Below are 26,269 nucleotides of genomic sequence, written 5' to 3'. Positions count from 1 at the left end.
ATAAGCTGGAAATTAATTTAATACAATTTTTGTCGTGTACTTAGAATAAAATCAATACCTTTTTGTCAGGAATTCAAAACGTTTTCGTCTAAATTAGATAAAAATGTAATTATGCGACATTTCTTCCTTATTCTTTTCCTTTTTTCTACTGTAATTTATGGTCAGAAAACTATTCCTGAAGTATTAAAAAAATACAATTCAGAGCGTGTTTCGTATATAAATGTTAAACAAGCTTCGATTAAGTCACCTGTAGTCTTTTTAGATGCAAGAGAATTGATTGAATATAATACGAGCCATATTAAGGGAGCTATACATGTAGGTTATAACAAGTTCAATCAAAAATTAGTTTTAGAAGAAATAAAAGATAAGAATACAACAATTATAGTTTATTGTTCTATTGGTGTAAGAAGTGAAAAAATTGGAGAAAAATTATTGAAGTTAGGCTATTCTAATGTTTTTAATCTTTATGGAGGCATTTTTGAATGGAAAAATAATGGTTATAAAGTATTTAATCATTCAGAGCAAGAGACAGAATATGTACATACGTATAGTAAAGAATGGAGTAAATATCTAAAAAAAGGAATTCAAACTTATTAATATATAGCATCATGGAAAAAACGTACTACGATCCATCAGATTTGAAAAAATTTGGAAAAATATCAGAATGGAATGAGGAATTAGGTTCAAAATTCTTCGAATACTATGGGAAAGTTTTTGAAGAAGGAAGTTTAAAAGCAAGAGAAAAATCATTAATTGCATTGGCAGTTGCTCATACCGTTCAATGTCCTTATTGCATTGATGCTTACACAGGAGATGGTTTGAAAAGAGGAATTACTAAAGAGGAAATGATGGAAGCTTTACATGTAGCGGCAGCCATTAGAGGAGGTGCTTCTTTAGTGCATGGTGTCCAAATGATGAACAAGTATGACAAATTATCAATGTAATTTAATTAGAGTGAATGTTAGCAAAATCATTACAAGCAAAAAAAAGTGAGCTTTCAAAAACGGAAAAACAATTAGAAATTTTATCTAATGGTTTTTTTAAAGACGGATCTTTACCCACTTTTGCCAATAAACTTAAAGGAATTGACCAATTTCCTTTACGCCCAAATAAAATTGAGATTTTACAAATTAATGTAGGTTACATGTGTAATCAAGTTTGTGCACATTGTCATGTAGATGCTGGTCCAGATAGGAAAGAAATTATGACTGTCGAAACCATGGAGCACATTTTGGATGTATTAAAAACAACTTCTGTCAATACATTAGATTTAACTGGAGGTGCTCCTGAAATGAATCCTAATCTTCGTTGGTTTGTTGAAGAAGCTTCTAAATTAGGCGTAAAAGATTTTATAGTACGTTCTAATCTAACCATTATTTTAGCGAATAAAAAATATCATGACTTACCTGAGTTTTTTGCTAAACATAATATTCATGTTATTTCATCTTTACCCTTTTATAAGAGGGAAAAAACAGATAAGCAAAGAGGTGATGGTGTTTTTGATAAATCAATCAAAGCATTACAAATGCTTAATGATGTTGGTTATGGAAAAGAAGGAAGTCCACTTAAATTAGATTTAGTATATAATCCTTCTGGAGCATTTCTTCCAACAGATCAAATGGCACTTGAAAAAGATTTCAAGAAAGCTTTAAAAGAAGATTTTGATATCGATTTTAATAATCTATTTGCCATTACGAATATTCCAATTAGTAGATTTTTAGATTACTTAATAGCATCAGATAATTATGAAGATTATATGAATGCTTTAGTAGAAGCATTTAATCCAAAAGCCGTTGGTAATGTGATGTGTACCAATACCATTTCTGTTAGTTGGGATGGTTATTTATATGACTGTGATTTCAACCAAATGTTAGGCTTAAAAGTAGCCTCAAAAGAGCAGCATATTTCGGAATATAATGAGGCATCATTAAGTGATCGTGACATTGTAATTTCTCAACATTGTTATGGGTGCACCGCAGGATCAGGAAGTAGTTGTCAAGGTACGGTAGCATAATCATGGAAAAGAAATTAGTTTTAGTTTTTACTAGAAATCCTGAATTAGGAAAAGTAAAAACCAGATTAGCAGCAACTATTGGCGAAAAAAATGCTCTTGAAGTTTATGTGTATTTATTAACACACACTAAAAATTGCATCTCACAAGTCAATGCCACTAAACGTGTATTATATTCTGAAGCCATTACTTTACATGATATTTGGGATAATACCACATTTGAGAAAGACATTCAGCAAGGAACCGATTTAGGAATGCGAATGCAGCATGCTTTTGAAAAAGGATTTGAAGATGGCTTCAATAAAATTGTTATTGTAGGTTCTGATTTGCCAACGCTTGATTCAAAAGATATTGAAGATGCTTTTTTGTTATTAGATACAAATGAAGTAGTTATTGGTCCAGCTGAAGATGGTGGTTATTATCTTTTGGGTTTAAAGTCAATTCCGAATGGTATATTCGAAAATAAAAATTGGGGCACTAACAGTGTTTTAGCAGATACCTTAACTAATTTATCGCATATTCAAACAGCATTTATAAAAATGAAGAATGATATTGACACTATCGAAGACATTAAAAACATTCCTGAATTTCAAAAATATTTATAGAAATGAATGCAAAAACAATAGACATCACTACAAGTTTTCTTAAAGAAAAAGGGTTTCTCCATCCAGAAATTGGTATTGTATTAGGCACTGGGCTTGGACAATTAGTGAATCATTTAACTATCGAATGTGAAATAAATTATGCTGATATTCCAAATTTTCCAGTTTCGACAGTTGAATTTCATTCTGGTAAATTGATTTTTGGAACATTTGAAAATAAAAAAATAGTTGTAATGCAAGGACGATTTCATTTATATGAAGGGTATTCTTTGCAAGAAATTACATTTTCCATTCGAGTTTTAAGAGCATTGGGCATTCAAAAATTACTAATTTCAAACGCCGCTGGAGCCATAAATTTAGACTTCAAAAAAGGAGATTTAATGCTTATTGAAGACCATATCAATTTACAAGGAGGTTCACCATTGGCATTTGCAAATGTTTCCGAGTTTGGCGAACGCTTTACCGATATGAGCGAACCTTATAATTTGAATTTACGTCATTCGATTGTTGAAATTGCTAAAAATCAGAATATTACTTTACACAAAGGAGTTTATGCTGCCGTTGTTGGTCCACAATTAGAAACCAAGGCTGAATATCGTTACCTCAAAATTATTGGTGCCGATGCCGTCGGAATGAGTACTGTTCCCGAAGTTATTGTTGCCAACCATTTAGGGTTACCCGTTCTTGCTGTCTCCGTTTTGACTGACGAATGTAATCCGGACGATTTGAAACCAGTAAATATTGCCGAAATCATTGCTTTGGCTGGTCAAGCTGAACCCAAAATGATTACCCTTTTTAAAGAAATAGTAAAATTGTAAATGAGAAGATATATTTCAGAAATAATAGGAACATTTGCCATTGTATTTTGTGGAACTGGTGCTATAATTATCAATCAGGAAACAGGAGGAACGATTACCCACGTTGGTGTAGCTTTTACTTTTGGATTGATAGTTATGTCTATGATTTATGCCTTAGGGAATATTTCTGGAGCTCATTTTAATCCTGCGGTTACAATCGCTTTTGCAGTTGCAAAGAAGTTTGATACCAAGGATGTTTTGCCTTACATCATTAGTCAAATTTTTGGAGCTGTTTTAGCAAGTTTTACTTTGCATTCACTATTTCCTGCCAACGAATTTTTAGGTTCAACCTTACCCACAGGAAGCAATTTTCAATCTTTTGTATTGGAATTTATACTCACTTTTTTGTTAATGATGGTTATTTTGAATGTTGCTCACGGCTCGAAAGAACAAGGAATGTTTGCTGGATCAGCTATTGGTTCGGTAGTTACATTAGAAGCAATGTTTGCAGGTCCCATTTGTGGAGCATCGATGAATCCTGTTAGATCACTTGCACCAGCACTTGTTTCAACACATTTAGAACATCTATGGCTTTACTTACTAGCGCCTACTTTGGGAGCAATTACGTCGGTTATCATTTGGAAATATATTAATCAAAAACCCGTTGGGTGAAATTATTTGAAGTAAAATAAATTGAACAAATGTTGGTCAAGATACTGAAAATCAGTATCTTGAAGTCGCAAAACAACCAACATTTATGACAAATATAGTTAAAAATTATTTTAGAGTTTTAGAAGTTATAAGTTCTTTGACCCGAGCAAAGCGAATTGGCGAAGCAATTTTGAGTTAGATTTTAAATCAGGAATTGGCAGAAAGCCAAAAATGTCTGATATAGAAGTAGTTGCCTTGAGTTTGACAGCAGAATTTATGTCAATCGACAGTGAAAATTCACTTTTCAAACAGCTACTTCCAGGTGAAATATCCAATTTAATTGAGCGTAGTCAATTTAATAAAAGACGTAAAAAGTTGTTTTTGTTTTCTGAACAAATTAGAACAGAGTTAGCTGCTAAATTTATGTGTTTTGAAGACTATTTTATTGTTGACAGTATGCCTTTAGAGATTTGTAAATTTTCACGACATAACAGGATAAAAATCTGTAAAGACGATTTTGAAACGGCTCCCTCAAAAGGATTTTGTGCTTCACAAAATAGTTGGTTCTTCGGATATAAGCTTCATGGCGTTTGTTCTGTTACTGGTGTTTTCCATTCGTTAGACATTACAAAAGCGGAAGTTCATGATATTCATTTTTTGAAAAATATAAAACAGCAAATGTCTGATTGTGTGCTGCTTGGAGACAGAGGATATCTATCTGATAGTATACAACTGGATTTATTCCAATCAGCAAATATTAAATTGCAAACACCAAAAAGAATGAATCAAGTGAATTATAAACCACAGCCGTATGTTTTTAGAAAATCCAGAAAAAGAATAGAAACATTGTTCTCGCAATTATGTGACCAGTTTTTAATTAGAAGAAATTATGCTAAAACTTTTGAAGGATTTAAAACCCGAATTTTAGCCAAAATNGGAACAAGAACGTATTGTTACCATCCTTGATAAATTCGACATACTCACTACTTCAATAAGCGAAGGACTGCCGAAAGAAATTGAGTTAAGAAAAAAACAGTACGAGTATTATCGTGATTTATTACTAACCTTTCCTAAGAACGAAACGGCATGAGCACATTTAAAACCATAGCAGAATCAAACAACTTTATCGTGTTGGATAAATTCACCAAACATTTTGAGGTGAATGAAGCACCTGCTGTTTATCAAACAGAGGCAGCACTGGAAAAGGAATTTATTCAAGACCTAATCAATCAAGGTTACGAAAATCCAACAAACTTAAATACGCTTGAAGCGATGTTGGCGAATGTGAGAGTACAATTGCAATCGCTCAACAATATGGAATTTTCGGATGGAGAATGGTCTCGTTTTGTGGAAGAATATTTGGACAAGCCAAGCGATAACCTTATTGAGAAAACCAGAAAAATACACGACAACTATATCTACGATTTCGTTTTTGATGATGGTCATATCCAAAACATCTATTTGGTTGACAAAAAGAATATCACCCGAAATAAAGTACAGGTAATATCACAATTTGAACTGAAAGGCACTCATGCAAATCGCTACGATGTAACTATTTTGGTAAACGGATTGCCATTGGTTCAAGTTGAATTAAAGAAACGTGGTGTTGCTATTCGTGAAGCGTTTAACNATAAATAACATCAAAAATCAATTAATTTAATTTCACCCAACGGGTTAATCAAAAACAATTAGAAATAACTCTTAAATAAAAATAAAATGGAAAATTATTTAGACGCAACAAACGATTTATACAAGCAAGCAGCATTAACACCAGATGTTGGTTTATGCTGTACAACAACTCCTATATGGAAATTTCCAGGTCTTGAAATTCCTATTATAATGCAAGAAATGAATTATGGTTGCGGAAGCACAATTTCGGCACAAGATTTAATCAACAATCCAAAAGTTTTATATGTTGGTGTTGGTGGCGGAATGGAGTTGTTACAATTTGCCTATTTCTCTCGTAAAAAAGGTGGTGTAATTGGCGTTGATGTTGTTGATGAAATGTTAGAAGCTTCTCGCAAAAACTTTATAGAAGCAGAAAAGCAAAATGAGTGGTTCAAAAGTGAATTTGTTGAACTCAAAAAAGGCGATGCATTGAATTTACCTATTGAAAATGAAAGTATTGATGTTGCTGCACAAAACTGTCTTTTTAATATTTTTAAAGCTGAGGACTTAAAAAAAGCATTAGAAGAAATGTATCGAGTTTTAAAGCCTCACGGACGTTTGGTTATGAGTGACCCAACATGTGAACAAGAAATGAATGAAACTTTACGAAATGATGACCATTTACGAGCTTTATGTTTAAGTGGTAGTATTCCCATTGCTGATTATATTAAAGCGTTAACTGATGTTGGTTTTGGTACTATTGAAATAAGAGGCAGACGTCCTTATAGAATATTAGATACAGAGAACTATCCAACTGATGAGTTAATTTATATTGAAAGTATAGAAGTTTGTGCCATTAAAGACCCAATGCCAGCAGATGGTCCATGTGTTTTTACAGGTAAAGCTGCCATTTATTTTGGAAAGGAAGATTATTTTGATGATAAGAAAGGTCATATCTTAATGAAAAATCAGCCATTAGCCATTTGTGATAAAACGGCTGCTGCCATAGCTTCATTAAATAGAAAAGATATTTTTATTAGCGAAAGTACCTATCATTACAATGGAGGTGGATGTTGTTAAAAATGTATTATGGAAAAGTATTTAGAACTTATATTGCACTCTTATAGTGGTTATTTTAACTACTTAAAAAGCGAAATTTTGTTTTGGAAATGGGATAATTATTTTTATGGTTTACTCCTTATTTCCTTGGCTGTTTGGTTGTTAGAACTTGCTTTTCCATGGCGAAAAAACCAACCCATTTTTCGTAAGGATTTTTGGTTGGATTTGTTTTATATGTTTTTCAATTTTTTCTTATTGAATTTACTTTTACTGATTGCATTATCCAACGTTACAGAAGCATTATTTAATGATTTTTTAAGTCTTTTTGGTCTTCAATTGACTTCAATTCAATTGTTTTCTTTATCAGAATTGCCAAAACCATTTGGATTGCTTTTGTTTTTTGTATTGAGTGATTTTGTACAATGGAATATACATCGCTTGCTGCATCGCATTCCTTTTTTATGGAACATTCACAAAACGCACCATTCTCCTAAGCAAATGGGTTTTGCCACTCAGTTTCGTTATAATTGGATGGAAGCAGTAGTGTACAAATCCATACAATATATTCCATTAATATTAATTGGTGGTTTTGCTCTTGAAGATGTGTTTGTTGTGCATTTTATTGCCATTACTATTGGTCATTTGAATCATGCTAATATTGGTTGGGATTACGGTGTTTTAAAATATATTTTCAATAATCCTAAAATGCACATTTGGCATCATAGCAAAATATTACCTTCTAAGTATGGGGCAAATTTTGGTATTTCTTTGAGTGTTTGGGATTATATATTTAAAACCCATCATATACCGAGCGATGGAAGAGATATAGAATTAGGTTTTTCAGATGAAGATGAATTTCCTCAAGACTTTTTGCAACAAGAACTTTATCCTTTTAAAAAATAGTTTGTCAGGAATTCGTAAAAGTTTCGACTATTCTTAAAATTAAATAAAATAAAAATGAGAAAAATAATTTTTATAATAGCCTTATTGCCTTTTTTATCGTGTGCAAATTCAAACGAAAATAGCATTCCAGAATGGGCTTATGCAGTAGAAAATCAAAATTCAATTAAAGTAATAGATCATCAAAAGTGGCATGTGCTATTGCAAAAATATGTTACAGATAAAGGGAATGTAGATTACAAAGGATTTAAGAAAGATGCAAAAGCATTACAAGTTTATTTGGATGAATTAGCCGCAAATGTACCTCAAAAATCATGGTCTCGAAATGCGATTTTAGCTTATTGGATAAATGCCTATAATGCCTATACAGTAAAACTTATTTTAGATAATTATCCTTTAAAAAGTATAAAAGATATTAAAGATCCTTGGGGTAAAAAGTTTTTCACTTTAGGAACAAAAAAATATAGTTTAGAAGAAATTGAGCATGAAATATTGAGAAAAATGAACGAACCAAGAATTCATTTTGCGATAAACTGTGCTTCTTTCTCTTGTCCAAATTTATCAAATCAAGCTTATACAGAAGCTAAATTAGAAAGTCAATTAGAGGCTGGAGCAAAAGCATTTATAAATGATAAAACTAAAAACACAATTACTGCTAATAATATTGAAATATCAAAAATATTTGATTGGTTTTCGGGAGATTTTAAAACAAAAGGAACTGTTATCGATTATTTGAATCAATACAGTGCTGTTAAGATTAATAAGAATGCTAAGGTTAAATATAAAGAGTATAACTGGAGTTTAAATGATTAAAGTTTCTATAATAATTCCAATTCTCAATGAAGTCGATGCCATACATCGGCTTTTGTTGCATATAGAAAAAACGATTTCAAAGACCTATTCATATGAAGTTATTGTAGTAGATGGTGGTAGTTCAGATGGTTCTCAAAATCTCGTTCAAGGTATCAAAAATGTCATTTTGGTTCAGACAGAAAAGGGAAGAGCAAAACAAATGAATGCTGGAGCAAAAATTGCTAAAGGTTCTATTTTGTATTTTTTGCATTGTGATAGTTTTCCACCTACAGATTTTGATTTAGAAATAATAAAACAAGTTGATAAAGGTAATTTAGCAGGTTGCTTTCGTATGAAATTTGATTACAATCATCCTGTACTTTTAGTTTCTCAGTGGTTTACAAGATTTAATCATATTTCATGTCGAGGTGGGGATCAATCTTTATTTGTAGCTAAGCATTTATTTGATAAAATTAATGGTTTTAATGAAAGCTATATTATTTATGAAGACAATGAAATTATCAAGCGACTCTATCAAGAAAAACAATTTGTAGTTATTCCAAAATATCTCATTACTTCAGCTAGAAGGTATCGAATTAATGGTGCTTGGAAGTTACAATATCACTTTACAGTAATTCATTTAAAGCAAAAGCTAGGGCATTCTAATGAAAGCATGTTAAATTATTATAAAAAAAAAATTAGTTAAATGGAATACAAAGGTTCATTAAATGAGTATTTTCATATTGCAACCATCAAAAAAGAGGATGCAGTTTGGTTAAATCAATATAAAGGAGATTACTTGCGTATTTTTTGGAATGATCAAAGAGACACAACATTAATTATTGATGGCGTAGAATATCCCTTGTTACTTAATCAAATTTTGTTTTTAACTGACATGCATGATATTGTCATTTCAAAAATGGATGAAATTAACCTAATCCGTTTTAACAGAGAATTTTACAGTTCTGAGTTTTTTGATAAAGAAATTGGTTGCAATGGTGTGCTATTCTTTGCCAATGAAAAGATTCCAGTTATTGATTTGGATGAATTACAATTACCTAAATTCAAATTACTTTGGATGGTATTCCTAAGCGAGTTTGAATCGCGAGACAATTTACACGGTCAAATGTTGTTGATGCTCTTGAAACGTTTTTTAATTCTTTCTACCCGAATCTATAAAAAACAAAACAAATCATTAAGACTTCATGTTAACAAATTAGATACAATTAGAGAATTTAATTTATTGGTTGAAATGCATTATAAAAAAATGCACACCGTTTTTGAATATGCTAATTTAATGAATAAACCAGCAAAGTCGTTGACTAATCTTTTTACTTTGCACTCAGAAAAAACACCACTAAAAGTGATACAAGATAGAATTCATATAGAAGCTAAAAGACAATTGTTATTTACCCAAAAAATTGTGAAAGAAATCGCTTTTGAATTGGGATTTGAAGATGTTACTTCCTTTAGTCGATTTTTCAAAAATAAAGAAGGGCAATCTCCAACAGAATTTAGAGACAAAAACAGAACAATTGACAATTAATCAGGAAAAATTGTATAATTATAATTATTTGATTTTTATAACTTTGTATAAATAAAATGTTATGAAAAAGAAAATTTTACTTTATGTCTTTGGCTTACTTTGTTTTGCTTCAGCAAAGGCACAATGCACTGCTAACGGAACAGGTTTTGGAAACAATACTAGTATTCCAAGTTATAATGTTTCAGGAATGGTTTCAGTAGTACTAAATGAAAACAATACTGTTACAGTAAATTTAGGCAGCAATTTTTCTACTGCGTCTGGTCCTGATGTTCGGATTTTTTTAGTTGATAGAGGAACACTTACAAATGCCCAGCTGAGAATAACCAATAATTTTTTATCGCGCCCTAGAATTGAAATGGGATTAGTTACTGGAAATGGTGTGGCTAGTTTTACACAAACAATTCCCAACGGATTCAATATCTCTAATTTCAATACAATTTATTTTTATTGCCAACAGTTTAATGCTTTTTGGGACTTTGGAAGTTTTATGCCATTTACGGCTTCTAATTGTACCACTCTATCTACTGCATCCTTTTCTGCCCACAATATCAAATTGTATCCCAATCCATCTAAAGGTATTATTTCGATAGACATTGATGAATCTACCGAAATAAAGTTATTTCAAATATATTCATCATTAGGTCAAAAAGTTGTTGAAATAAATGAAACTTTTAAATCTAAAACAAGTTTAGATTTAACGCATTTAGATAGCGGTATTTATTTTCTTTATTTTACCGATTACAATAATAATACTTCTATAAAAAAAATTAGTCTGGATAATTAATGATTTTAATTTGTTTAGTATATTTAATTTAAGCTTTGAATGCGGTGTGTTCTCTCACCGCATTTTTCAATTATAAAACATTTTTATTTTACAACTTGTGCTTAAGCTGAAAAATCAATATAAATTTAAAAAATTCCATCTTGGATTTTATAATAATAATTGGAATAAAAGATACAAATCAGTAATATTTAAAAATATTGTCCTATACCAAATACAATTCCGCTTGAAGAATTTCTTGTTATTCCATATCCATAATCAATTCTAAATGTGGCATTAAAAATGGTTTTATGTATAAATCGCAACCCAATTCCAGAATAAATTCTAAAATTTTCTGAATCTATAAAATCATTGAAATTTCCGCCAGGTTGGCGCCAACTACCGGAATCTATAAAGGCATTACCTTGTAAAACAAACCAATTTTTTTCATAAATCGTTGTTCGGTACTCCGTGTTAAAAACCAGCACTCCGGTTCCGCGATCAATAATATTACCCACACCGCGAATGTTTAAATTATTGTCTAAAGAAAACGGAGCGAACGGACTTTCATCATTGGAAGATAATCCTAATCGCAATCTACTGGCCCAATTCCCTGTTTTTCCTATTCGTTTGAAATAGGAAAAGTCATTCCAAGCGATAATAAATTCATTTTGAAAGGCATTGGAACTAAAAACATATTGACCAAAAAAGTTGCTACGAAATCCGTTGACCAAATAAAAATCATATTTCAAGTTATCAAAAGTATAGTTCGACTTCAACATAATTTTATCAACTTCAAAAAATTGCGGCACATTCTCAGCAGTTGAACCGGAACGGTATTGATACTTTTCTGAAAAAACAGTAGCCCCGAATTTAACAGAATTCCTGAAATTCAATCGATAAACACCTAATATCTCAACTCCTGTATTGCTATATTCATATCGGGCTGGCAATGCATTGATAAAAATGGGTTCAATGCTGGCTAATTTTTGATAACTACTTTCAATCCCAAAATTTGCAGAAAACAAAAAAGGAGCAGAAAAGAATAATCCGAATGAAGAAATACCATTCGATTGATAATAGCCTCCTAAAGTATTATTTCTTCCTAAAAAATTATAATCAAATACTCCGATTCGATAAGCGGCTTCTGCTTCATCTGTTGTCCATAGTTGAAGATTAGGTAAGATGCTCCAATTTTCTATTACCGTATAAGTAACATTAAACGTTTCATCTGCTGACTTTGTAACCGTATAAGTTACGTTGGAAACACCATTCAAGCGAGTTAATGCCGCAACATCATTGTCTAATTTTAAAGAATCCAATTGTTCGTTCACTTTCGTTTCAATAAATTCAGTCATGAAATTAACGTTCATTTTTTTTACACCATTCCAAGATATAAGTCCTACCCTATCTTTTTGAGCAAAGAGTGAACTACACGAAAGAAAAAGAATAAAAAGGCTGTTTTTCATGTTTTTTTCACAAATATCTACAGAAATCTTTAAACGTTTAACGCTTTTAGTAAAATTGTCAACTAATAAGGAAAAATGGTAAATGGATGAGTCAATGAAAAAATAAAAATTTGTTTTATTATAAAATTATATCCTAACACTTAAAAAAAAATGCTATGAAAAAAAAAATTTTTTTTCCCCTTGTCTTGTTGACAGCTCTCACCATTTCGTGTAGTTCTGATGATGATGCAGCTTCAACTGCTTCCTTAACTTTAAACCTTAGTGGTTTGGAAAACCTAGGATCAAATTTTGTTTATGAAGGTTGGATTGTGGTCAATGGAACACCGGTTACCACAGGAACATTTACAGTTAATGATGCTGGTGCACTATCCAAAACACAGTTTGACGTTGACAGAGCTCAACTTAACAACGCTACCGATTTCGTGCTTAGTATTGAACCAACGAATGACCCTGACCCTGCTCCTTCAAACACTAAATACCTTGCCGGTTCATTCAGTGGGTCAACAGCCTCTGTTTCTACCGGAATAATTGGTAATTTTAGTACGTCAACCGGAAAATATCTACTTGGCACGCCAACAAACGGTAACGCAAACCCAAACGCAGGAGTTTGGTTTATGGATGGAAACGGACCAAGTGTAGGGTTAAATTTACCAACATTAGATGCCGGTTGGAAGTATGAGGGCTGGGTAGTGAGCAATGGTACCGTATTAAGTACAGGTGCATTTACAAATCCGAATGGCCCTGATATGTCAGCCATCTATTCAGGTATGATGCCTTCTCCTCCATTTCCGGGTGAAGACTTTTTAGTGAATGCTCCGTCAGGATTGACCTTTCCGGCAAATTTGAGCGGTGCCACTTTAGTGATTTCGGTTGAGCCATTCCCCGATAATTCGCCAATGCCGTTTACACTAAAACCATTATCACATAATGTTGCAAATCCGGCTGTAACGGGTACAACCATAAATATGGAAAGAAGTTTACTATCTTTTCCAACAGGAACGGTTTCAAGGTAATAGTACTGTTCTTTAAAAGAAGTATAATTTTAAATAAGATGGAGGTTTAAACAAAGCCTCCATCTTACTAATTAAAGAGTTGTGCAAGAATCTGACAAAACTATCCTTTTGACTAGTATATTTTTGAAATCCAATCTAACTATATTTAACCTTAACCTATAGCATAAATTAAAATGAAAAAAATATTATTTTTAGTAGTAGTGCTGTTTTATAGTACTAAATCAATTGCTCAAGAAACTTCTTTTTTTTCAAACACAGACATTTTCCTGAAAAAATATGTGCAAGCTAAAAAAGTAAATTATGAGGCTATTAAAAAAGACCCTAAAACACTGGAAGATTTAGTTAAACAAATTGCAACATTCAGTCTATCCAATGACCCAAAAGTCAATAAAGCATTTTTTATTAATGCTTACAACATCGTGATGATTAATGCCATTGTAGAAAAATATCCTATAAAATCGCCAATGGATATAACCGGTGTTTTTGACAAAACAAAATATACCGTTGCAGGTACCAAACTAACGCTAAATGATATTGAAAATAAAATGATTCGGGAAAAATACAAAGATGCTAGAATTCATTTTGTGTTGGTGTGTGGAGCAAATGGTTGTCCACCGATAACAAACTTTGCTTACACTCCTGAAAATTTAGAACACCAATTGGAACAACAAACCAAATTGGCTATCAATAATCCGGATTTTATCAAAGTCAATGTAAAAAGCAAAAAAGTGGAAATATCCCAAATATTCGAATGGTACAAAGAAGATTTCATATCCACTAAAAGTTCGTATATCGATTTTTTAAATAAATACAAATCAGAGCCAATTCCTGCCAATTTTAAAGTAGCTTTTTACACCTACGATTGGAGCTTAAATAAACATTAATGTAGAACAAACATGTTGCGTATGAAATCACTAAAATTATCAATACTAGTTAGTATTTTATTGGTTCAATTCTCATTTTCACAAGAAATTGAAGAAACGGAACAATCCAATATTCAAACCTATACTCCTTCAAAACTGTTAGAAAAAGGAAAATGGGACATCAAATGGTTTAATAATTTATACACACAAACCAAAGAAGACAGAAATGGCGAAACATTTGAAGTACCGAGATCTACTTTTTTTACAACATCTGTTGAAGTCTTCACTGGAGCCAGTAACAACAAGAAATTTAATGTTGGTTTAATTGTGGAGTATCGTTCAAACTCATTCGCGGACAAAAGTGCGGGTAGTGTCTTCTCTTTTCAAAATGAAACAGGTGAAGCAAGAAGTGGGTTAGGTCATATTGCTCCGTCAGTTAAAATAGCTCCTTTCAATTCGCTTCCTAGATTCTCTATTCAAAGTTCATTTTTTATTCCGGTTTTTGACAAAGAGAGTGATGAAAACGGTTTCTTGGCACAAAAAAGTTTTATTTGGCAAAACCGCTTTTTTTATGATTACACTTTCCCGGGCAATAAATTTCAATTATTCTCTGAATTTGGAACCCGTTTATTTTTGGGCAACAAAGACGAAGGTTTTGCAAACAATAGCATTGAATTGGCTCCTGGTGTTTTCCTGAGTTATTTCCCAACATCAAAATTCACAGTTTTGGGTTTTATTCAACATGCTCAATTGGTAGACTTAGGGAATGAGTTTGAACAAAATTATTCTGCTTTAGGAGCCGGTTCAAAATACCAACTCACTAAAACATTAAATGTAGAAGTTTTATATAGTAAATTTGTGAGAGGCAGTGATAGTGGACTGGGTCAATCATTTAATTTAGGGCTACGAGCCATTTTTTAAAGAAATCTAAATTCCTCTTTTAAGTTTAAATAAGATCAAAATGGAGCATGTTGTAATAATAGGCAATGGTATATCGGGAGTTACTCTAGCAAGGCATATTAGAAAGCAATCAGAAAAAAAGATTACAATCATTTCATCAGAATCAGATTACTTTTTTTCAAGAACTGCTTTGATGTATGTTTTCATGGGACACATGAAGTTTGAACATACGCAACCTTATGAAAATTGGTTTTGGAAAAAAAATCGTATTGATCTAAAAAAAGCTTTTGTAAAAAATGTAGATACGGATAGTAAACTTGTCATTTTTTCTTCAGGGGAAGTTTTAAAATATGATAAACTTGTCATCGCAACGGGATCAAAACCCAGTAAATTTGGTTGGCCAGGTCAAGATTTGAAAGGCGTAATGGGTATGTATCACAAACAAGATTTAGAAAACCTAGAGAAATATGCTCCCAACAATCAAATTTGTAAAAGAGCGGTAATCGTAGGCGGTGGATTGATTGGTATTGAATTGGCAGAAATGTTACATTCCAGAAATATTCCTGTCACCTTTTTAGTTCGTGAAGATAGTTTTTGGAATGGTGTTTTGCCACAAGGTGAAAGTGCAATGATTAATCGTCATATCAAAAACAATCACATTGATTTGCGTTTGTCAACCAATTTAAAATCCATAAATGCAGATGAAAACGGTTTTGTAAAATCGGTTACAATTGAGAATACTGGTGAAGAGATTGCTTGTAATGTAGTAGGTTTAACAGCGGGTGTATCACCTAATGTTGATTTCTTAAAATCTTCTAAAATTGAATTGGGACGTGGCGTGAAAGTAAATCGTTTTTTAGAAACCAATATAAAAGATGTTTATGCTATTGGTGACTGTGCCGAACAACATGAAGCCATAGGAAAAAGACGTCCAATTGAAGCTGTTTGGTACACAGGAAGGATGATGGGTGAAACTTTAGCACAAACTATTTGCGGAAATCCTATGCAATATAATCCCGGACATTGGTTTAATTCTGCTAAATTTTTTGCTATTGAATACCAAACGTATGGTTGGGTTTTTAGTGAAAAAATGAAATCCCAATTTGAAGAGCATTTTCATTGGAAACACAAAGATGATACCAAATGTATCACGGTTGCCTATCATAAAGAAACAAAGAAGTTTTTAGGTATCAACACTTTTGGAATTCGTATGCGTCATGAAACGTTTGATAAATGGCTAACAGAGCAACGAGAAATAGATTATGTAATACAGCATTTATCAGAAGCTAATTTTGATCCCGAATTTTATAAACATTATGAAAGAGAAATTTTAGAAGCATATAATCACCAACTTCAAATCGTATAAAATGATTACTAAAGTCAATCATAGTATGTCGTTGGCAAAACCAGATGCTACCGACATTTCAACGAAACAAAAAGTAGCATTAGCTATCGGAATTATAGGTCTATTTATCATGATGTTGGCATTTTTGAATTTTGATTTTCCTAATAGAGCAGTTTCTTTAGGTTTATCATTAGCTGCCATCAGTATCGGAACAGTTATTTATGCAAGAGATGCTTATTTGAATAAGTTAGAAGGTATAAAAAATGATGGCGTTTGGTTTAAGTCCATTTCTTCTCGAGGTCTTTGGGGTTGGATTGTTGGCATTATTCTAACTACATTTTATATTGTACTTTATTTCCTTCCAACGTATTTAGGATTAGGTGAAAATGGCAATCCAAATTCGGGTCTCATCAGTTTGTTTGATCCGTTAAGCCAATTATTGAGTGGAAGGAATGCCAGTCAATGGTTTGTATATGGAACACTTTATACTGTTGCTATTTTTATATTTGGCTACAAGTTTATGTTAAAATACAAACATAATCGTTACCAACAAGTTCGAACACTTTCTGTCATGTTTTTTCAGTTAGGTTTTGCCTTTTTGATTCCAGAATTTATGTATGTAATGAATAGTGATTTGCCTTACTATGATCTAAAATCCATTTGGCCACTCAATTACTATATTTTTGACGAGTGGTCTGTAAATGGATTTTTATCTAACGGCACAATTGGTTTAGGACTTATTTTGTTTGGAATACTTTCTATTTTTGTCATTTCTCCCATTTTAACTTATAAATATGGCAAACGCTGGTATTGTTCATGGGTTTGTGGTTGTGGCGGATTGGCCGAGACTGCTGGTGATTCTTTTCGTCAACTCTCATCAAAGAAATTATCGGCTTGGAAATTAGAACGATGGTTGGTTCATATCGTTTTGGTTTTCTCTGTGGTGATGACTGTGGCCATGGTTTATACCTATTTAGGCTATGATAGCAATAATTTTTGGTTAACCCGTGACGTATTCATCATGGCTGTCATTGCATTTTTAAGTGTTGTTTTTGGTATTGTGCTCTATTTTAAAGGAAAAGAACTTGGTAAAGATGCAAAAATAGGTGCTATTGGATTTTTTGTAGTAATCCTACTCTTGTTGGTACTTCATTTTACAGGAACTACCCAAGAAGTGTTTTTTATTCAAGGAAGTACGCTGCGTTCCGCTTATGGTTTGTACATAGGCTCTATTTTTTCGGGTGTTATTGGAACCGGTTTCTATCCTATTTTAGGTAGTCGTTCTTGGTGTCGCTTTGGTTGTCCGATGGCAGCAATTTTGGGATTTCAACAAAGATTGTTTTCAAAATTTAGAATTACTACCAATGGCGGACAATGTATTTCTTGTGGAAATTGCTCAACGTATTGTGAAATGGGAATTGATGTAAGAGCTTATGCCCAAAAAGGCGAAAATATCGTACGTTCATCCTGTGTAGGATGCGGAATTTGTTCTGCTGTTTGTCCACGTGGCGTTTTAAAATTAGAAAATGCATCCGAAAAAGGAAGAATCAATTCAAATGACATTTTACTGGGAAATGATGTGAATTTACTTGATTTGATTAATCAAAAATAAAGTCAGTTTTGGCAAGGATAGATTCAAAACAATTGAAATGAAACAAATACAACTGCTTATTTTAGTGATTTTACTGACTTCTTTTACCGAAAAAGAATATGTCAAATTGTATTTTGAAAACGGCAAAATGAAGGCAGAAGGCTGGATATTGAATGATGAAAAAACAGATTATTGGTTTTACTATTATGAAAACGGAAACAAAAAAGAAGAAGGTCATTATTTGGATAATAAAAAAACGAAATGGTGGGTATATTATGATAAAAAGGGAACCATTGTAAAAAAATGTGAACACAAAAACAATAAATTGAACGGATTAACGATAGTGTACTCCAAAGGAAAAATTTCAAAAGCAGAAAAATACACCAATGGAAAAAAAGTAAAAACGTGGACCGATTTAAATGAATTTAAAAAAGATAATATAGACTTTTAGTGAATAGAATTAAAGTAATCATACCGGCTTTCAATGAAGAAAATGCAATTGCTAAAGTAATTGCAGAAATTCCTGATTGTGTCGATGAAATCATTGTAATTAGCAACAATTCAACTGATAAAACGGAAGAGGTTGCCAAAAACGCTGGTGCTACAGTACTTTCAGAACATCGAAAAGGATATGGTTACGCCTGTTTAAAAGGCCTGGAATACATCGAACAGCTGGAGATAAAACCCGAAATAGTTGTTTTTTTAGATGGCGATTATTCCGATTATCCAGAAGAATTATCGCATTTAATTGAACCCATAATTAACCATAAGATTGATTTCGTAATTGGAGCCAGAGTAAAACAGTTATGTGAAAAAGGAGCTATGACACCTCAACAAATTTTTGGTAATTGGCTGGCTTGTTTTTTAATGAAACTATTTTTCAATGCTAAATTTACAGATTTAGGTCCATTTAGAGCCATAAAATACCATAAATTGAGGCAACTAAAAATGGAGGACAAAACCTATGGTTGGACTGTGGAAATGCAATTAAAAGTAATGAAACAAAAAATGAGTTATGTAGAAGTTCCTGTTCGTTATAAAAACAGAATTGGAACTTCAAAAGTATCGGGTACAGTCAAAGGAACCATCATGGCAGGAATAAAAATAATAGGTTGGATTTTCAAATACGCATTCAAATAAGATGATCAGCACACTTTCTTATATAATTTTAATTATTTACAGCATTGCCATTTTATTAATGTTCTTGTATGGTTTGGCACAGCTTAACTTGCTTTTTAATTACTTGAAAAGTAAAAAAACAAGGAAAAAACATGAGCAATTCGATTTTACAAATCCAAACGAAATACCGCATATCACCATTCAACTGCCTATTTATAATGAAAAATATGTGGTGGAAAGGTTGCTAATTCAAGTTTCAAAATTACAATATCCATCTGATAAACTGGAAATACAAGTTTTAGATGATAGTACTGATGACAGTGTTATACAAACATCAAAGTTGGTTCATCAAATTGCACAAACCGGCATTGCTATCAAACATATCACCCGCACCAATAGGATTGGTTTTAAAGCCGGTGCATTGAAAGAAGGCTTAGCAATAGCCAAAGGTGAATTCATCGCCATTTTTGATGCCGACTTTTTACCGGAAAAAGATTGGCTCCTGAAAACGGTTCCTTATTTTAAAAACGATAAAATTGGCGTAGTTCAAACGAGATGGGGTCATCTTAACAAAAAATATTCAATCCTAACAAAAATTCAAGCTTTTGCGTTGGATGCACATTTTACGTTGGAACAAGTGGGCAGAAATTCTAAATTGCATTTAATAAACTTTAATGGAACAGCCGGCATATGGAGAAAAAAATGCATACTTGATGCCGGTAATTGGGAAAGCGATACCTTAACCGAAGATTTGGATCTAAGCTACCGGGCACAATTAAAGAAATGGGAATTCATTTTTCTGGAAGATGTGGTCACACCGGCTGAATTGCCCGCCATTTTAAGTGCTGCTCGCTCCCAACAATTTCGATGGAATAAAGGCGGAGCGGAGAACTTTGTAAAAATGAAACACCGAGTGATGAACTCTACTTCCCTTCCATTAAAAACAAAACTACACGGATTATTGCACTTGCTCAACAGCTCCATGTTTTTGTGCATATTCACCATGGCCGTATTGAGTATTCCGGTTTTGTTTATTAAAAATCAGTACAGTCATATCAGTTTATATTTTGACATCATGGTCTTTTTCATTGTCACTTCAATCATATTCTTTATCTGTTACTGGAATACCTATAAAGTTATTGAAGGCAAAGGTTTTGTAAATTTTTCGAAATACACAGGCCTCTTTTTTACGTTTTACAGTATTGCGATGGGATTTTCTTTTCAAAACTCAATTGCTGTTTTGGAAGGACTATTTGGCAAGAAAAGTGAATTCATCAGAACGCCAAAACTTAACATAGAAGCATTAAAAGAAAAGTGGAAAGAAAACAGTTATATTTCAAAAAAAATATCAAAATATACCATTTTTGAAGGCTTACTAATGCTTTACTTTTTATTTGGTTTAATTGCCGGATATCATTTCAATGATTTTGCATTATACCCGTTTCACTTAATGCTCATTTTCGGATTTAGTTTTGTGTTTTTTAATTCGTTTAAAAATACCTAAGCTTGAATTATTCATCCAAATATTTCTATTTTTTTGCAATTATTGCAACAGTACTTGCATACTTAGACGTAGCATATACCTATCCAAGAGATAATTTTATTGCCTTATTTGGATGCTATACAGTAGCCTTTTTTAGTTTCATTGCACTCTATAAAAATGAATCGATTACCGAAAAACGGCTTTTTTATTTAGGTATTCTTTTTAGAATGCTTTTTCTATTTGGGATACCCTTTTGGTCACAAGATTTTTATCGTTTTATATGGGATGGTAATTTAGTGTGTCAAGGATTTAATCCGTATTTGAATACACCTGATCAAATCATCAACAGTACTTCTATACCTAATGCTCAAGAATTGTACAACAAAATGGGAGTATTGAGCGCTGCACATTATTCCAATTATCCGCCAATTAATCAGCTTCTTTTTGGAATTTCAAGTTATTTAAGTCCTAATTCAATTTTTTGTAATGCTTTAATTCTAAAACTAATTATTTTAGTATCCGACATTGGAATATACCATTTTGGTAGAAAAATTTTGCTTCATCTTCATCAAAATCCGAAGAAAATATTTCTTTACTTTTTGAATCCATTAGTGATTATCGAGCTTACAGCAAACCTTCATTTTGAAGGCGTAATGCTTTTCCTTTTTACGTTAGGAATGTATTATTTCTTCAAAGAAAAAATTGTAGTTGCCGCACTATTCATTGCTCTTTCCATAGCCACAAAATTACTTACCTTATTACTGCTCCCTTTTTTGTTTCACCAACTTGGTCTTAAAAAAAGTAGCTACTTTTACAGTGTTGTATTGAGTATTGTATTATTAACTTTTCTGCCTCTTTATTCCGCTGAATTAGTTTCAAATTATTCCAAAACTATTGGGCTTTGGTTTACCAATTTTGAGTTTAATGCCAGTTTATACTATATTGTTCGTGAAATTGGCTTTTATGTGAAAGGCTATAATATCATTCAAACTGTGGGAAAGTATACACCCTTTGTTACCTTATTAGTCTTTTTATACTTTGCTGTATTTAAAAAAAATAAACCTGCGATACACCTTTTTTCAAACGCACTTTTTGCTCTCTCCATTTACTTTTTCATATCAACCACCGTGCATCCTTGGTACATCATTAACGTTGTGTTTTTGTCACTCTTTACGCGATTTAAATTTCCTATTAGTTGGTCGTACTTGGTTATTTTAAGTTATTTTGCCTATTCAAATACACCATTTAAAGAAAATTATATTTTACTTTTGATTGAATATGGGCTTGTTTTTACTATTCTTTTTTACGAATTAATCCCACCTAGAAAAATTATCAGCAATGGATGATCACCTGAAAATAGTGGAAAAATGGGTTCATTTATATGGTGATATACTCTATAATTGGGCTTTCCATAAAACAAATTCCAAAGAAATTGCGGAAGATTTGGTTCAAGAAACATTTATCATAGCTTTAAAAAAAATCAATCAATTTGAGAATAGAAGTTCGCCCAAAACCTGGCTAATTGCTATTTTAAATAATAAAATTATTGACCATCATCGAGCCAATTATTCCACAAAATTCACTTCCATTGAAAAAAACGGAATCACTTTAACCAATACAATGTTTGACAATGAAAATTTTTGGTTGAATGAACTGGATGAAAAAATTTGGAATGAAAATGATAAGAGTAGCGTTGAGCGAGTAGAAAGTAAATTAAAAGAATGTATATCCAATTTACCTGAAAAATGGAATTTAGCTATCAGTTATAAATATTTTTCCAATCAAAAAACAGAAGTTATTTGTCAGGAATTAGGAATCACTACGTCTAATTATTGGCAGATTATTCACAGAGCCAAGTTACTATTAAAAAAATGCGTAGAGTCAAAATGATAAATCTTAGAAAAATTTTACCTTATTTGTTATATTCTTGCAAAAGAGTATCTGCCATTATCAGTATTAATCCATCGGAACGCACTAAAAAAGAACAGTTTATATTGGAATATCATAAATTGATTTGCAAAGCGTGCCATAACTATCAGTACCAAAACGACATTATTGAAAATTCACTTTCAACTTCAAATGAAGAAACAACTGTTTTATCTGAAGAGAAAAAAGCAGCAATTATTTCTACTTTAAAAAGCAATTTCAAATAGTAGTGAAAAAGATGTAAACTACTGAAAACTTAAAAACAGTCTCACTCAACCGCTCACAAAATGAAATCATTGGATACCTATTTCCCAAAAATGAATCCAATATTTCTTGGCTTTTTCATCAGTCTTTTAGGTTCCTTACCCTTGGGTTATATTAATGTGGTTGGACTACAAATCTTACTTCAACAGGGAATCATTAGTCATGTATTATTTGTGTTCGGTATTGTTGTTATTCAATTTTTTATGTTAAAATCAGTGAGCATCGGTGCCAAATGGTTGGTGAAACAAAAAAACTTAATGTTGTTTATTGACGTTTTTACCGTTTTGTTTTTTGCTTTACTGAGCTATTATTTCTTTACAAATTACAATGTAACGTCATCTTCACTTTCGCAATTTCCGTTATCCAGTTATCCTTTTTTGCTGGGTTTGTTTCTTAATGTCTTGAATTTTATTCAATGGCCGTATTGGGCAGGCATCTTTATCTATTTATTCAGAACAAAAAAATTAAATCCGAACAAGCACAACAACTCTATTTTTATAGTCGGTGTTTTAGTAGGTACTTTTACAGGAATGTTAGTATTTGCTCACACTTCACACTTTTTTATTCAACAAAGTGATTTCAAAATTAATGCTTATTTCAATAGTATTTTTGCAGTGTTGTTCTTAGGTTTAACACTAATGCAATGTTTTAAATTAGTGGTTAATTACAAAAAAAGAATCAACGCAAAAAGAGATTCTCTGTTATAGAAAATCTCTTTTTAATACGCTGTTTTTTTGTAAACAAACTGTAATTACTTCTTCACACTAATAGCATAATGCGGCGTAGGATTTAAAGGACACGAGTAAACATATTCCCCCTCTTTTAACTCAACAACTCCTGTAAGTTGAGTATCACCTTTTTTAATTAATGCAGTAGTAAAAGAGTTTTCTAAAGCCGTTTTCATTACATCCATATTTTTGTCTGAAGCCTTTTGAATTACAAAACCTACTTCTTTGTTGACATCTATGTTGGTTACTTTAAACTGATATTTACCCGGTTTTAATTGTAAGCCTTTAACATTGAATTCACCCGTTGTTTGAGATAAATCAATCACGGTTACTTTCTGCTCTTTTGATTGAGCAAAAGAAATGTTGGAAGAAAATAGTGTAGCAACGGCTACTAATACGAAAGTTAAAAATTGTTTTTTCATTTTGATTTAATTTTAAATGTTATTAATTTATGAATAGTTAAAGATTAAGAAAGCTCCGGTGCAAGTGGAAAGTCAATTTCAAAACCGGCAAGATTGTGGATATAGTTACTAATTACTTTATCTCCAATAACAATAACAACATCAATCAAATTTGCTTCGCTATAACCAGCTGCAAAGAAATTATCTTTTACCTCTTGATTTACTTTGGCTTTATTTTCTACCACTGCTTTTACAAATTTTACTAAGGCATCTAATTTTGAATCAAATGAGGCACTTCCTTTTCTAAGTTCAATTACTTGCTCATCTGTAAAGCCATTCATTTTACCAATTAGAGTGTGTGCCGACTGACAATACAAGCATCCATTGATTTGACTTGTAATCAAATTGATAACTTCTCTTTCTTTAGCTTTTAAAGTGCTCTTTCTGTTTTGAAAAGTTAAATAGTCGCCTAATGCTGTTTCGTTTTTAGCATAATAAGCATACAGATTTGGTACAAAACCTAAAGCATTTTTAAGATTGTCAAAAATGGATTGATTGTTTTCCGATACATCTCCTCGGGTGGGAACTGAAAATTTTGTCATTGTTTATAATTTTATGATTATTAATTTAACAATGCAAAGATGTGGCAATAAAAAAGGGTAATGTTAGGTAACTTTGCCCGATAAGTAGGTAATTTTTCCCTTTTGCTATTTTTCTCTGAAATCAGATGGAGAAACGCCTTCGTAGTTTTTAAAAAAGCGACTAAAAGTTTGAATTTCTTCAAAACCTATTTCAAACGCAATTTCTTTAATACTTTTGTCTGTATACTTTAAAAGTCTTCTTGCCTCTAGCATTTTTCTCTCTTGAATATATTGTAATGGTGATTTTTTAGAAAGCTTTGAAAAAAGATTAGAAAGTGTTTTAGGTGATTTATTAAGTAAGTCAGCGTATTCTGCTACGGTATGCTTTGTTTTAAAGTGGTTTTCAACTAAAAAATTATATTCCCTAACAATATCAATCTGATTGTTATCAATTTTGTTATATGGTTCTTGGTTTTTGTAAATTCTTGTACTTAAGATGACAAACCTTTTTAGCATTGACTGTAACATTTCGAGTTGTAAATTATCTGTAGATTCCATCTCAATTTCAATCATTCTCCACATAATATGAAACTTTTCAACTTCTATATCTGGGATTGTAATAATAGGCAGTTGTGAAGCTCCGAAGAATAAAATCCCTTTACAGCCTACCTCACTATCATGATCAATAATACAGTAAAACGACCTATTGAAACGTAGCATTTTAGCGTTACAAACTTTTGAAATATCAATTTTATGTAATTCTGTTAGGCAGACTAGCTGGTTTTTTTTAAATGAATAATCAATACCATCTATCGTAATCATATTGTTATTCATTTCGAACCAAAGAAAAGTCAAGGCATTGTCGGATGACTCCTTTTGCAAATAGCAAGCGTTGCTGTTAATTTCTTTTACAATTAAATGTTCATTATTTTGTCCTTTAAAAAACATAATTTGAATGGAATTTAATAATGATTGTAATTTTTAGTTGCTAATATTCAAAAATGAATAAATTATAAAGGTTAGTAAGCATGCTTTCCAGCATTCCAACCTTTGGACTCTAAATAAATCAAACCGCTTTCGTTTGCTCCTTCCTCTATTGGTGTACCCATGCTATCGTTCCAGCGGTTCAAAAATCCGAATAAAGCGACAACTCCTAAAATTTCAACAATTTCATCATCTGTCCAATGTAAACGCATTTTAGTAGCAATTTCATCATCTACTTGATTTGGAATTGCTGAGCTTTTTAAAGCGAATTCCAAAGCAACTCTCTCAGCTTCTGAAAAAGCAGGGTGAGTTTGAAACTCCCAAATATTTTCTAACTTTTCTTGAGCGGCATCATATCGCTCTGCAGCTCTTATTGTGTGAGCTTGACAATAACGGCAACCTGCTTGATGACTAGAAATGAATCCAATAAACCTTTTTAAATCACTGGTAACATTACCTTTATTATCCATAACCGCTTTGTTCAAATTAATAAAAGCATATGCAATTTCAGGTCTACGAAACATTGTTTTTATACTATTAGGGCAAAATCCTAATGTTTCATTATAAAAGGTAATTAATTTTTGAAGCTCTGCATCATTAGGATTTTCAAGAGGACTTACAAGTGGATTAAGCATTTTATTTGTTTTTTGAATGTTATCATTCACAAACTAAAGCAAACTATTTGTCAGAATAAAATTAAAAGGAATAATTGATAAAGATTTGTGTAGAATTGTGTACCCTTTCAAATCTCAAAAAGTAGTCCAAGTCGTAGACAAGTTGTCGATTGACAGCATCGAATTCAATATCGCTCTTTTTATACTTTAACATTCGCCATGTTCAAGTTATAAGTGCAACAGGCCAAGTAGATTTTAGTTT

General features: G+C 31.9%; 29 protein-coding genes and 2 pseudogenes. 26 read left to right on the top strand and 5 right to left on the bottom strand.

Annotated elements, in window-relative coordinates; genetic code table 11:
* The first annotated feature begins 111 nt into the window (after positions 1-111).
* From CHU92_RS08020 to CHU92_RS07960, 14 genes and pseudogenes are all read left to right on the top strand, one after another.
* On the top strand, positions 112-597 hold the full coding sequence (locus CHU92_RS08020) for a rhodanese-like domain-containing protein (protein WP_094414389.1): 486 nt from the start codon (positions 112-114) through the stop codon (positions 595-597).
* An 11-nt stretch (positions 598-608) separates the two neighbouring features.
* Complete coding sequence (locus tag CHU92_RS08015; RefSeq protein ID WP_094414387.1) at positions 609-944, top strand: arsenosugar biosynthesis-associated peroxidase-like protein; 336 nt, start codon at positions 609-611, stop codon at positions 942-944.
* A gap of 14 nt (positions 945-958) precedes the next feature.
* On the top strand, positions 959-2,014 hold the full coding sequence (gene arsS, locus CHU92_RS08010; RefSeq protein ID WP_094414385.1) for an arsenosugar biosynthesis radical SAM (seleno)protein ArsS: 1,056 nt from the start codon (positions 959-961) through the stop codon (positions 2,012-2,014).
* A gap of 2 nt (positions 2,015-2,016) precedes the next feature.
* Positions 2,017-2,616 (top strand): TIGR04282 family arsenosugar biosynthesis glycosyltransferase, encoded by a 600-nt coding sequence (locus CHU92_RS08005; RefSeq protein ID WP_094414383.1) that lies wholly within the window; start codon positions 2,017-2,019, stop codon positions 2,614-2,616.
* 2 nt (positions 2,617-2,618) lie between these two features.
* Positions 2,619-3,431: a purine-nucleoside phosphorylase gene (locus CHU92_RS16010; protein WP_207759820.1), complete on the top strand. Its 813-nt coding sequence runs from the start codon at positions 2,619-2,621 to the stop codon at positions 3,429-3,431.
* Positions 3,432-4,082: an MIP/aquaporin family protein gene (locus CHU92_RS16005; RefSeq protein WP_207759819.1), complete on the top strand. Its 651-nt coding sequence runs from the start codon at positions 3,432-3,434 to the stop codon at positions 4,080-4,082.
* Between the two features lie 85 nt (positions 4,083-4,167).
* A pseudogene (locus tag CHU92_RS07995) lies at positions 4,168-4,994 on the top strand (IS982 family transposase); the annotation flags it as partial.
* Positions 4,995-5,147: 153 nt separating this feature from the next.
* Positions 5,148-5,690: pseudogene (locus tag CHU92_RS07990) on the top strand (type I restriction endonuclease); the annotation flags it as partial.
* A gap of 87 nt (positions 5,691-5,777) precedes the next feature.
* Positions 5,778-6,749 carry an arsenosugar biosynthesis arsenite methyltransferase ArsM gene (arsM, locus tag CHU92_RS07985; protein ID WP_094414379.1) on the top strand — a complete coding sequence of 324 codons (972 nt, stop codon included), beginning with the start codon at positions 5,778-5,780 and terminating at the stop codon, positions 6,747-6,749.
* Between the two features lie 9 nt (positions 6,750-6,758).
* Complete coding sequence (locus CHU92_RS07980) at positions 6,759-7,631, top strand: sterol desaturase family protein (RefSeq protein ID WP_094414377.1); 873 nt, start codon at positions 6,759-6,761, stop codon at positions 7,629-7,631.
* A gap of 54 nt (positions 7,632-7,685) precedes the next feature.
* On the top strand, positions 7,686-8,441 hold the full coding sequence (locus CHU92_RS07975; protein ID WP_094414375.1) for a DUF547 domain-containing protein: 756 nt from the start codon (positions 7,686-7,688) through the stop codon (positions 8,439-8,441).
* On the top strand, positions 8,434-9,126 hold the full coding sequence (locus tag CHU92_RS07970) for a TIGR04283 family arsenosugar biosynthesis glycosyltransferase (RefSeq protein ID WP_094414373.1): 693 nt from the start codon (positions 8,434-8,436) through the stop codon (positions 9,124-9,126). Before CHU92_RS07975 ends, CHU92_RS07970 begins: the two co-directional genes overlap by 8 nt.
* Complete coding sequence (locus tag CHU92_RS07965; RefSeq protein WP_094414371.1) at positions 9,127-9,966, top strand: AraC family transcriptional regulator; 840 nt, start codon at positions 9,127-9,129, stop codon at positions 9,964-9,966.
* Between the two features lie 61 nt (positions 9,967-10,027).
* Entirely contained in the window at positions 10,028-10,750 is a 723-nt protein-coding gene (locus CHU92_RS07960; RefSeq protein ID WP_094414369.1) for a DM13 domain-containing protein, read from the top strand.
* A gap of 188 nt (positions 10,751-10,938) precedes the next feature.
* On the opposite strand, the gene CHU92_RS07955 is transcribed toward CHU92_RS07960, so the two are convergent.
* Positions 10,939-12,195: a BamA/TamA family outer membrane protein gene (locus CHU92_RS07955; RefSeq protein WP_094414367.1), complete on the bottom strand. Its 1,257-nt coding sequence runs from the start codon at positions 12,193-12,195 to the stop codon at positions 10,939-10,941.
* Between the two features lie 155 nt (positions 12,196-12,350).
* Here CHU92_RS07955 and CHU92_RS07950 point away from each other — a divergent pair, with 155 nt between their 5' ends.
* The 12 genes from CHU92_RS07950 to CHU92_RS07895 all read left to right on the top strand — a co-directional run bounded on the left by CHU92_RS07950 (position 12,351) and on the right by CHU92_RS07895 (position 23,406).
* Positions 12,351-13,208 carry an anti-sigma factor gene (locus tag CHU92_RS07950; RefSeq protein WP_094414365.1) on the top strand — a complete coding sequence of 286 codons (858 nt, stop codon included), beginning with the start codon at positions 12,351-12,353 and terminating at the stop codon, positions 13,206-13,208.
* A gap of 173 nt (positions 13,209-13,381) precedes the next feature.
* Positions 13,382-14,092 carry a DUF547 domain-containing protein gene (locus tag CHU92_RS07945; RefSeq protein ID WP_094414363.1) on the top strand — a complete coding sequence of 237 codons (711 nt, stop codon included), beginning with the start codon at positions 13,382-13,384 and terminating at the stop codon, positions 14,090-14,092.
* A 21-nt stretch (positions 14,093-14,113) separates the two neighbouring features.
* Complete coding sequence (locus tag CHU92_RS07940) at positions 14,114-14,992, top strand: transporter family protein (protein ID WP_094414391.1); 879 nt, start codon at positions 14,114-14,116, stop codon at positions 14,990-14,992.
* Between the two features lie 40 nt (positions 14,993-15,032).
* On the top strand, positions 15,033-16,337 hold the full coding sequence (locus CHU92_RS07935) for an NAD(P)/FAD-dependent oxidoreductase (RefSeq protein WP_094414361.1): 1,305 nt from the start codon (positions 15,033-15,035) through the stop codon (positions 16,335-16,337).
* A gap of 1 nt (position 16,338) precedes the next feature.
* Positions 16,339-17,928, top strand: a complete 1,590-nt coding sequence (locus CHU92_RS07930) for a 4Fe-4S binding protein (protein ID WP_094414359.1) — start codon at positions 16,339-16,341, stop codon at positions 17,926-17,928.
* A gap of 37 nt (positions 17,929-17,965) precedes the next feature.
* Positions 17,966-18,358 (top strand): toxin-antitoxin system YwqK family antitoxin, encoded by a 393-nt coding sequence (locus tag CHU92_RS07925; RefSeq protein ID WP_094414357.1) that lies wholly within the window; start codon positions 17,966-17,968, stop codon positions 18,356-18,358.
* The gene (locus tag CHU92_RS07920) at positions 18,358-19,047 is read left to right on the top strand and encodes a glycosyltransferase family 2 protein (protein ID WP_094414355.1); all 690 of its coding nucleotides are present in this window, start codon (positions 18,358-18,360) and stop codon (positions 19,045-19,047) included. Before CHU92_RS07925 ends, CHU92_RS07920 begins: the two co-directional genes overlap by 1 nt.
* 1 nt (position 19,048) lies before the next feature.
* A complete protein-coding gene (locus CHU92_RS07915; RefSeq protein WP_094414353.1) occupies positions 19,049-20,530 on the top strand; it encodes a cellulose synthase family protein in 1,482 nt (493 codons plus the stop codon).
* A gap of 2 nt (positions 20,531-20,532) precedes the next feature.
* Positions 20,533-21,855 carry a polyprenol phosphomannose-dependent alpha 1,6 mannosyltransferase MptB gene (gene mptB, locus CHU92_RS07910; RefSeq protein WP_094414351.1) on the top strand — a complete coding sequence of 441 codons (1,323 nt, stop codon included), beginning with the start codon at positions 20,533-20,535 and terminating at the stop codon, positions 21,853-21,855.
* Positions 21,848-22,399 carry an RNA polymerase sigma factor gene (locus CHU92_RS07905; protein ID WP_094414350.1) on the top strand — a complete coding sequence of 184 codons (552 nt, stop codon included), beginning with the start codon at positions 21,848-21,850 and terminating at the stop codon, positions 22,397-22,399. Before mptB ends, CHU92_RS07905 begins: the two co-directional genes overlap by 8 nt.
* Positions 22,396-22,662, top strand: coding sequence for a hypothetical protein (locus CHU92_RS07900; protein WP_094484991.1), 267 nt, complete (start codon positions 22,396-22,398; stop codon positions 22,660-22,662). The genes CHU92_RS07905 and CHU92_RS07900 overlap by 4 nt, the downstream gene beginning before the upstream one ends.
* A gap of 60 nt (positions 22,663-22,722) precedes the next feature.
* Complete coding sequence (locus tag CHU92_RS07895; RefSeq protein WP_129583031.1) at positions 22,723-23,406, top strand: hypothetical protein; 684 nt, start codon at positions 22,723-22,725, stop codon at positions 23,404-23,406.
* A gap of 44 nt (positions 23,407-23,450) precedes the next feature.
* On the opposite strand, the gene CHU92_RS07890 is transcribed toward CHU92_RS07895, so the two are convergent.
* From CHU92_RS07890 to CHU92_RS07875, 4 genes are all read right to left on the bottom strand, one after another.
* Complete coding sequence (locus CHU92_RS07890; protein ID WP_094414344.1) at positions 23,451-23,849, bottom strand: hypothetical protein; 399 nt, start codon at positions 23,847-23,849, stop codon at positions 23,451-23,453.
* A 44-nt stretch (positions 23,850-23,893) separates the two neighbouring features.
* On the bottom strand, positions 23,894-24,430 hold the full coding sequence (locus CHU92_RS07885; RefSeq protein ID WP_094414342.1) for a carboxymuconolactone decarboxylase family protein: 537 nt from the start codon (positions 24,428-24,430) through the stop codon (positions 23,894-23,896).
* Between the two features lie 105 nt (positions 24,431-24,535).
* Positions 24,536-25,357 (bottom strand): helix-turn-helix domain-containing protein, encoded by an 822-nt coding sequence (locus tag CHU92_RS07880; RefSeq protein ID WP_094414340.1) that lies wholly within the window; start codon positions 25,355-25,357, stop codon positions 24,536-24,538.
* Between the two features lie 71 nt (positions 25,358-25,428).
* Positions 25,429-26,028: a carboxymuconolactone decarboxylase family protein gene (locus tag CHU92_RS07875; protein WP_094414338.1), complete on the bottom strand. Its 600-nt coding sequence runs from the start codon at positions 26,026-26,028 to the stop codon at positions 25,429-25,431.
* Positions 26,029-26,269 lie beyond the last annotated feature (241 nt).

It is taken from the genome of Flavobacterium cyanobacteriorum, from assembly GCF_002251835.1.
GTDB classification, from domain to species: Bacteria; Bacteroidota; Bacteroidia; order Flavobacteriales; family Flavobacteriaceae; genus Flavobacterium; species Flavobacterium cyanobacteriorum.
This window is presented reverse-complemented; position numbering and strand designations above follow the sequence as displayed.

Excerpts from the sequence above, each read along its gene's own strand:
- CHU92_RS07930 (WP_094414359.1), top strand. The coding sequence starts at position 16,339 with ATGATTACTAAAGTCAATCATAGTATGTCGTTGGCAAAACCAGATGCT.
- CHU92_RS07875 (WP_094414338.1), bottom strand. The coding sequence starts at position 26,028 with ATGCTTAATCCACTTGTAAGTCCTCTTGAAAATCCTAATGATGCAGAG.
- CHU92_RS16005 (WP_207759819.1), top strand. The coding sequence starts at position 3,432 with ATGAGAAGATATATTTCAGAAATAATAGGAACATTTGCCATTGTATTT.
- CHU92_RS07935 (WP_094414361.1), top strand. The coding sequence starts at position 15,033 with ATGGAGCATGTTGTAATAATAGGCAATGGTATATCGGGAGTTACTCTA.
- CHU92_RS07965 (WP_094414371.1), top strand. The coding sequence starts at position 9,127 with ATGGAATACAAAGGTTCATTAAATGAGTATTTTCATATTGCAACCATC.
- CHU92_RS07945 (WP_094414363.1), top strand. The coding sequence starts at position 13,382 with ATGAAAAAAATATTATTTTTAGTAGTAGTGCTGTTTTATAGTACTAAA.
- CHU92_RS07890 (WP_094414344.1), bottom strand. The coding sequence starts at position 23,849 with ATGAAAAAACAATTTTTAACTTTCGTATTAGTAGCCGTTGCTACACTA.
- arsM (WP_094414379.1), top strand. The coding sequence starts at position 5,778 with ATGGAAAATTATTTAGACGCAACAAACGATTTATACAAGCAAGCAGCA.
- CHU92_RS07895 (WP_129583031.1), top strand. The coding sequence starts at position 22,723 with ATGAAATCATTGGATACCTATTTCCCAAAAATGAATCCAATATTTCTT.
- CHU92_RS07975 (WP_094414375.1), top strand. The coding sequence starts at position 7,686 with ATGAGAAAAATAATTTTTATAATAGCCTTATTGCCTTTTTTATCGTGT.
- CHU92_RS08020 (WP_094414389.1), top strand. The coding sequence starts at position 112 with ATGCGACATTTCTTCCTTATTCTTTTCCTTTTTTCTACTGTAATTTAT.
- CHU92_RS08005 (WP_094414383.1), top strand. The coding sequence starts at position 2,017 with ATGGAAAAGAAATTAGTTTTAGTTTTTACTAGAAATCCTGAATTAGGA.
- CHU92_RS07925 (WP_094414357.1), top strand. The coding sequence starts at position 17,966 with ATGAAACAAATACAACTGCTTATTTTAGTGATTTTACTGACTTCTTTT.
- CHU92_RS07880 (WP_094414340.1), bottom strand. The coding sequence starts at position 25,357 with ATGTTTTTTAAAGGACAAAATAATGAACATTTAATTGTAAAAGAAATT.
- CHU92_RS07960 (WP_094414369.1), top strand. The coding sequence starts at position 10,028 with ATGAAAAAGAAAATTTTACTTTATGTCTTTGGCTTACTTTGTTTTGCT.
- CHU92_RS16010 (WP_207759820.1), top strand. The coding sequence starts at position 2,619 with ATGAATGCAAAAACAATAGACATCACTACAAGTTTTCTTAAAGAAAAA.
- CHU92_RS07955 (WP_094414367.1), bottom strand. The coding sequence starts at position 12,195 with ATGAAAAACAGCCTTTTTATTCTTTTTCTTTCGTGTAGTTCACTCTTT.
- CHU92_RS07915 (WP_094414353.1), top strand. The coding sequence starts at position 19,049 with ATGATCAGCACACTTTCTTATATAATTTTAATTATTTACAGCATTGCC.
- CHU92_RS07900 (WP_094484991.1), top strand. The coding sequence starts at position 22,396 with ATGATAAATCTTAGAAAAATTTTACCTTATTTGTTATATTCTTGCAAA.
- CHU92_RS07905 (WP_094414350.1), top strand. The coding sequence starts at position 21,848 with ATGGATGATCACCTGAAAATAGTGGAAAAATGGGTTCATTTATATGGT.
- CHU92_RS07940 (WP_094414391.1), top strand. The coding sequence starts at position 14,114 with ATGAAATCACTAAAATTATCAATACTAGTTAGTATTTTATTGGTTCAA.
- CHU92_RS08015 (WP_094414387.1), top strand. The coding sequence starts at position 609 with ATGGAAAAAACGTACTACGATCCATCAGATTTGAAAAAATTTGGAAAA.
- CHU92_RS07970 (WP_094414373.1), top strand. The coding sequence starts at position 8,434 with ATGATTAAAGTTTCTATAATAATTCCAATTCTCAATGAAGTCGATGCC.
- arsS (WP_094414385.1), top strand. The coding sequence starts at position 959 with ATGTTAGCAAAATCATTACAAGCAAAAAAAAGTGAGCTTTCAAAAACG.
- CHU92_RS07980 (WP_094414377.1), top strand. The coding sequence starts at position 6,759 with ATGGAAAAGTATTTAGAACTTATATTGCACTCTTATAGTGGTTATTTT.
- CHU92_RS07950 (WP_094414365.1), top strand. The coding sequence starts at position 12,351 with ATGAAAAAAAAAATTTTTTTTCCCCTTGTCTTGTTGACAGCTCTCACC.
- CHU92_RS07885 (WP_094414342.1), bottom strand. The coding sequence starts at position 24,430 with ATGACAAAATTTTCAGTTCCCACCCGAGGAGATGTATCGGAAAACAAT.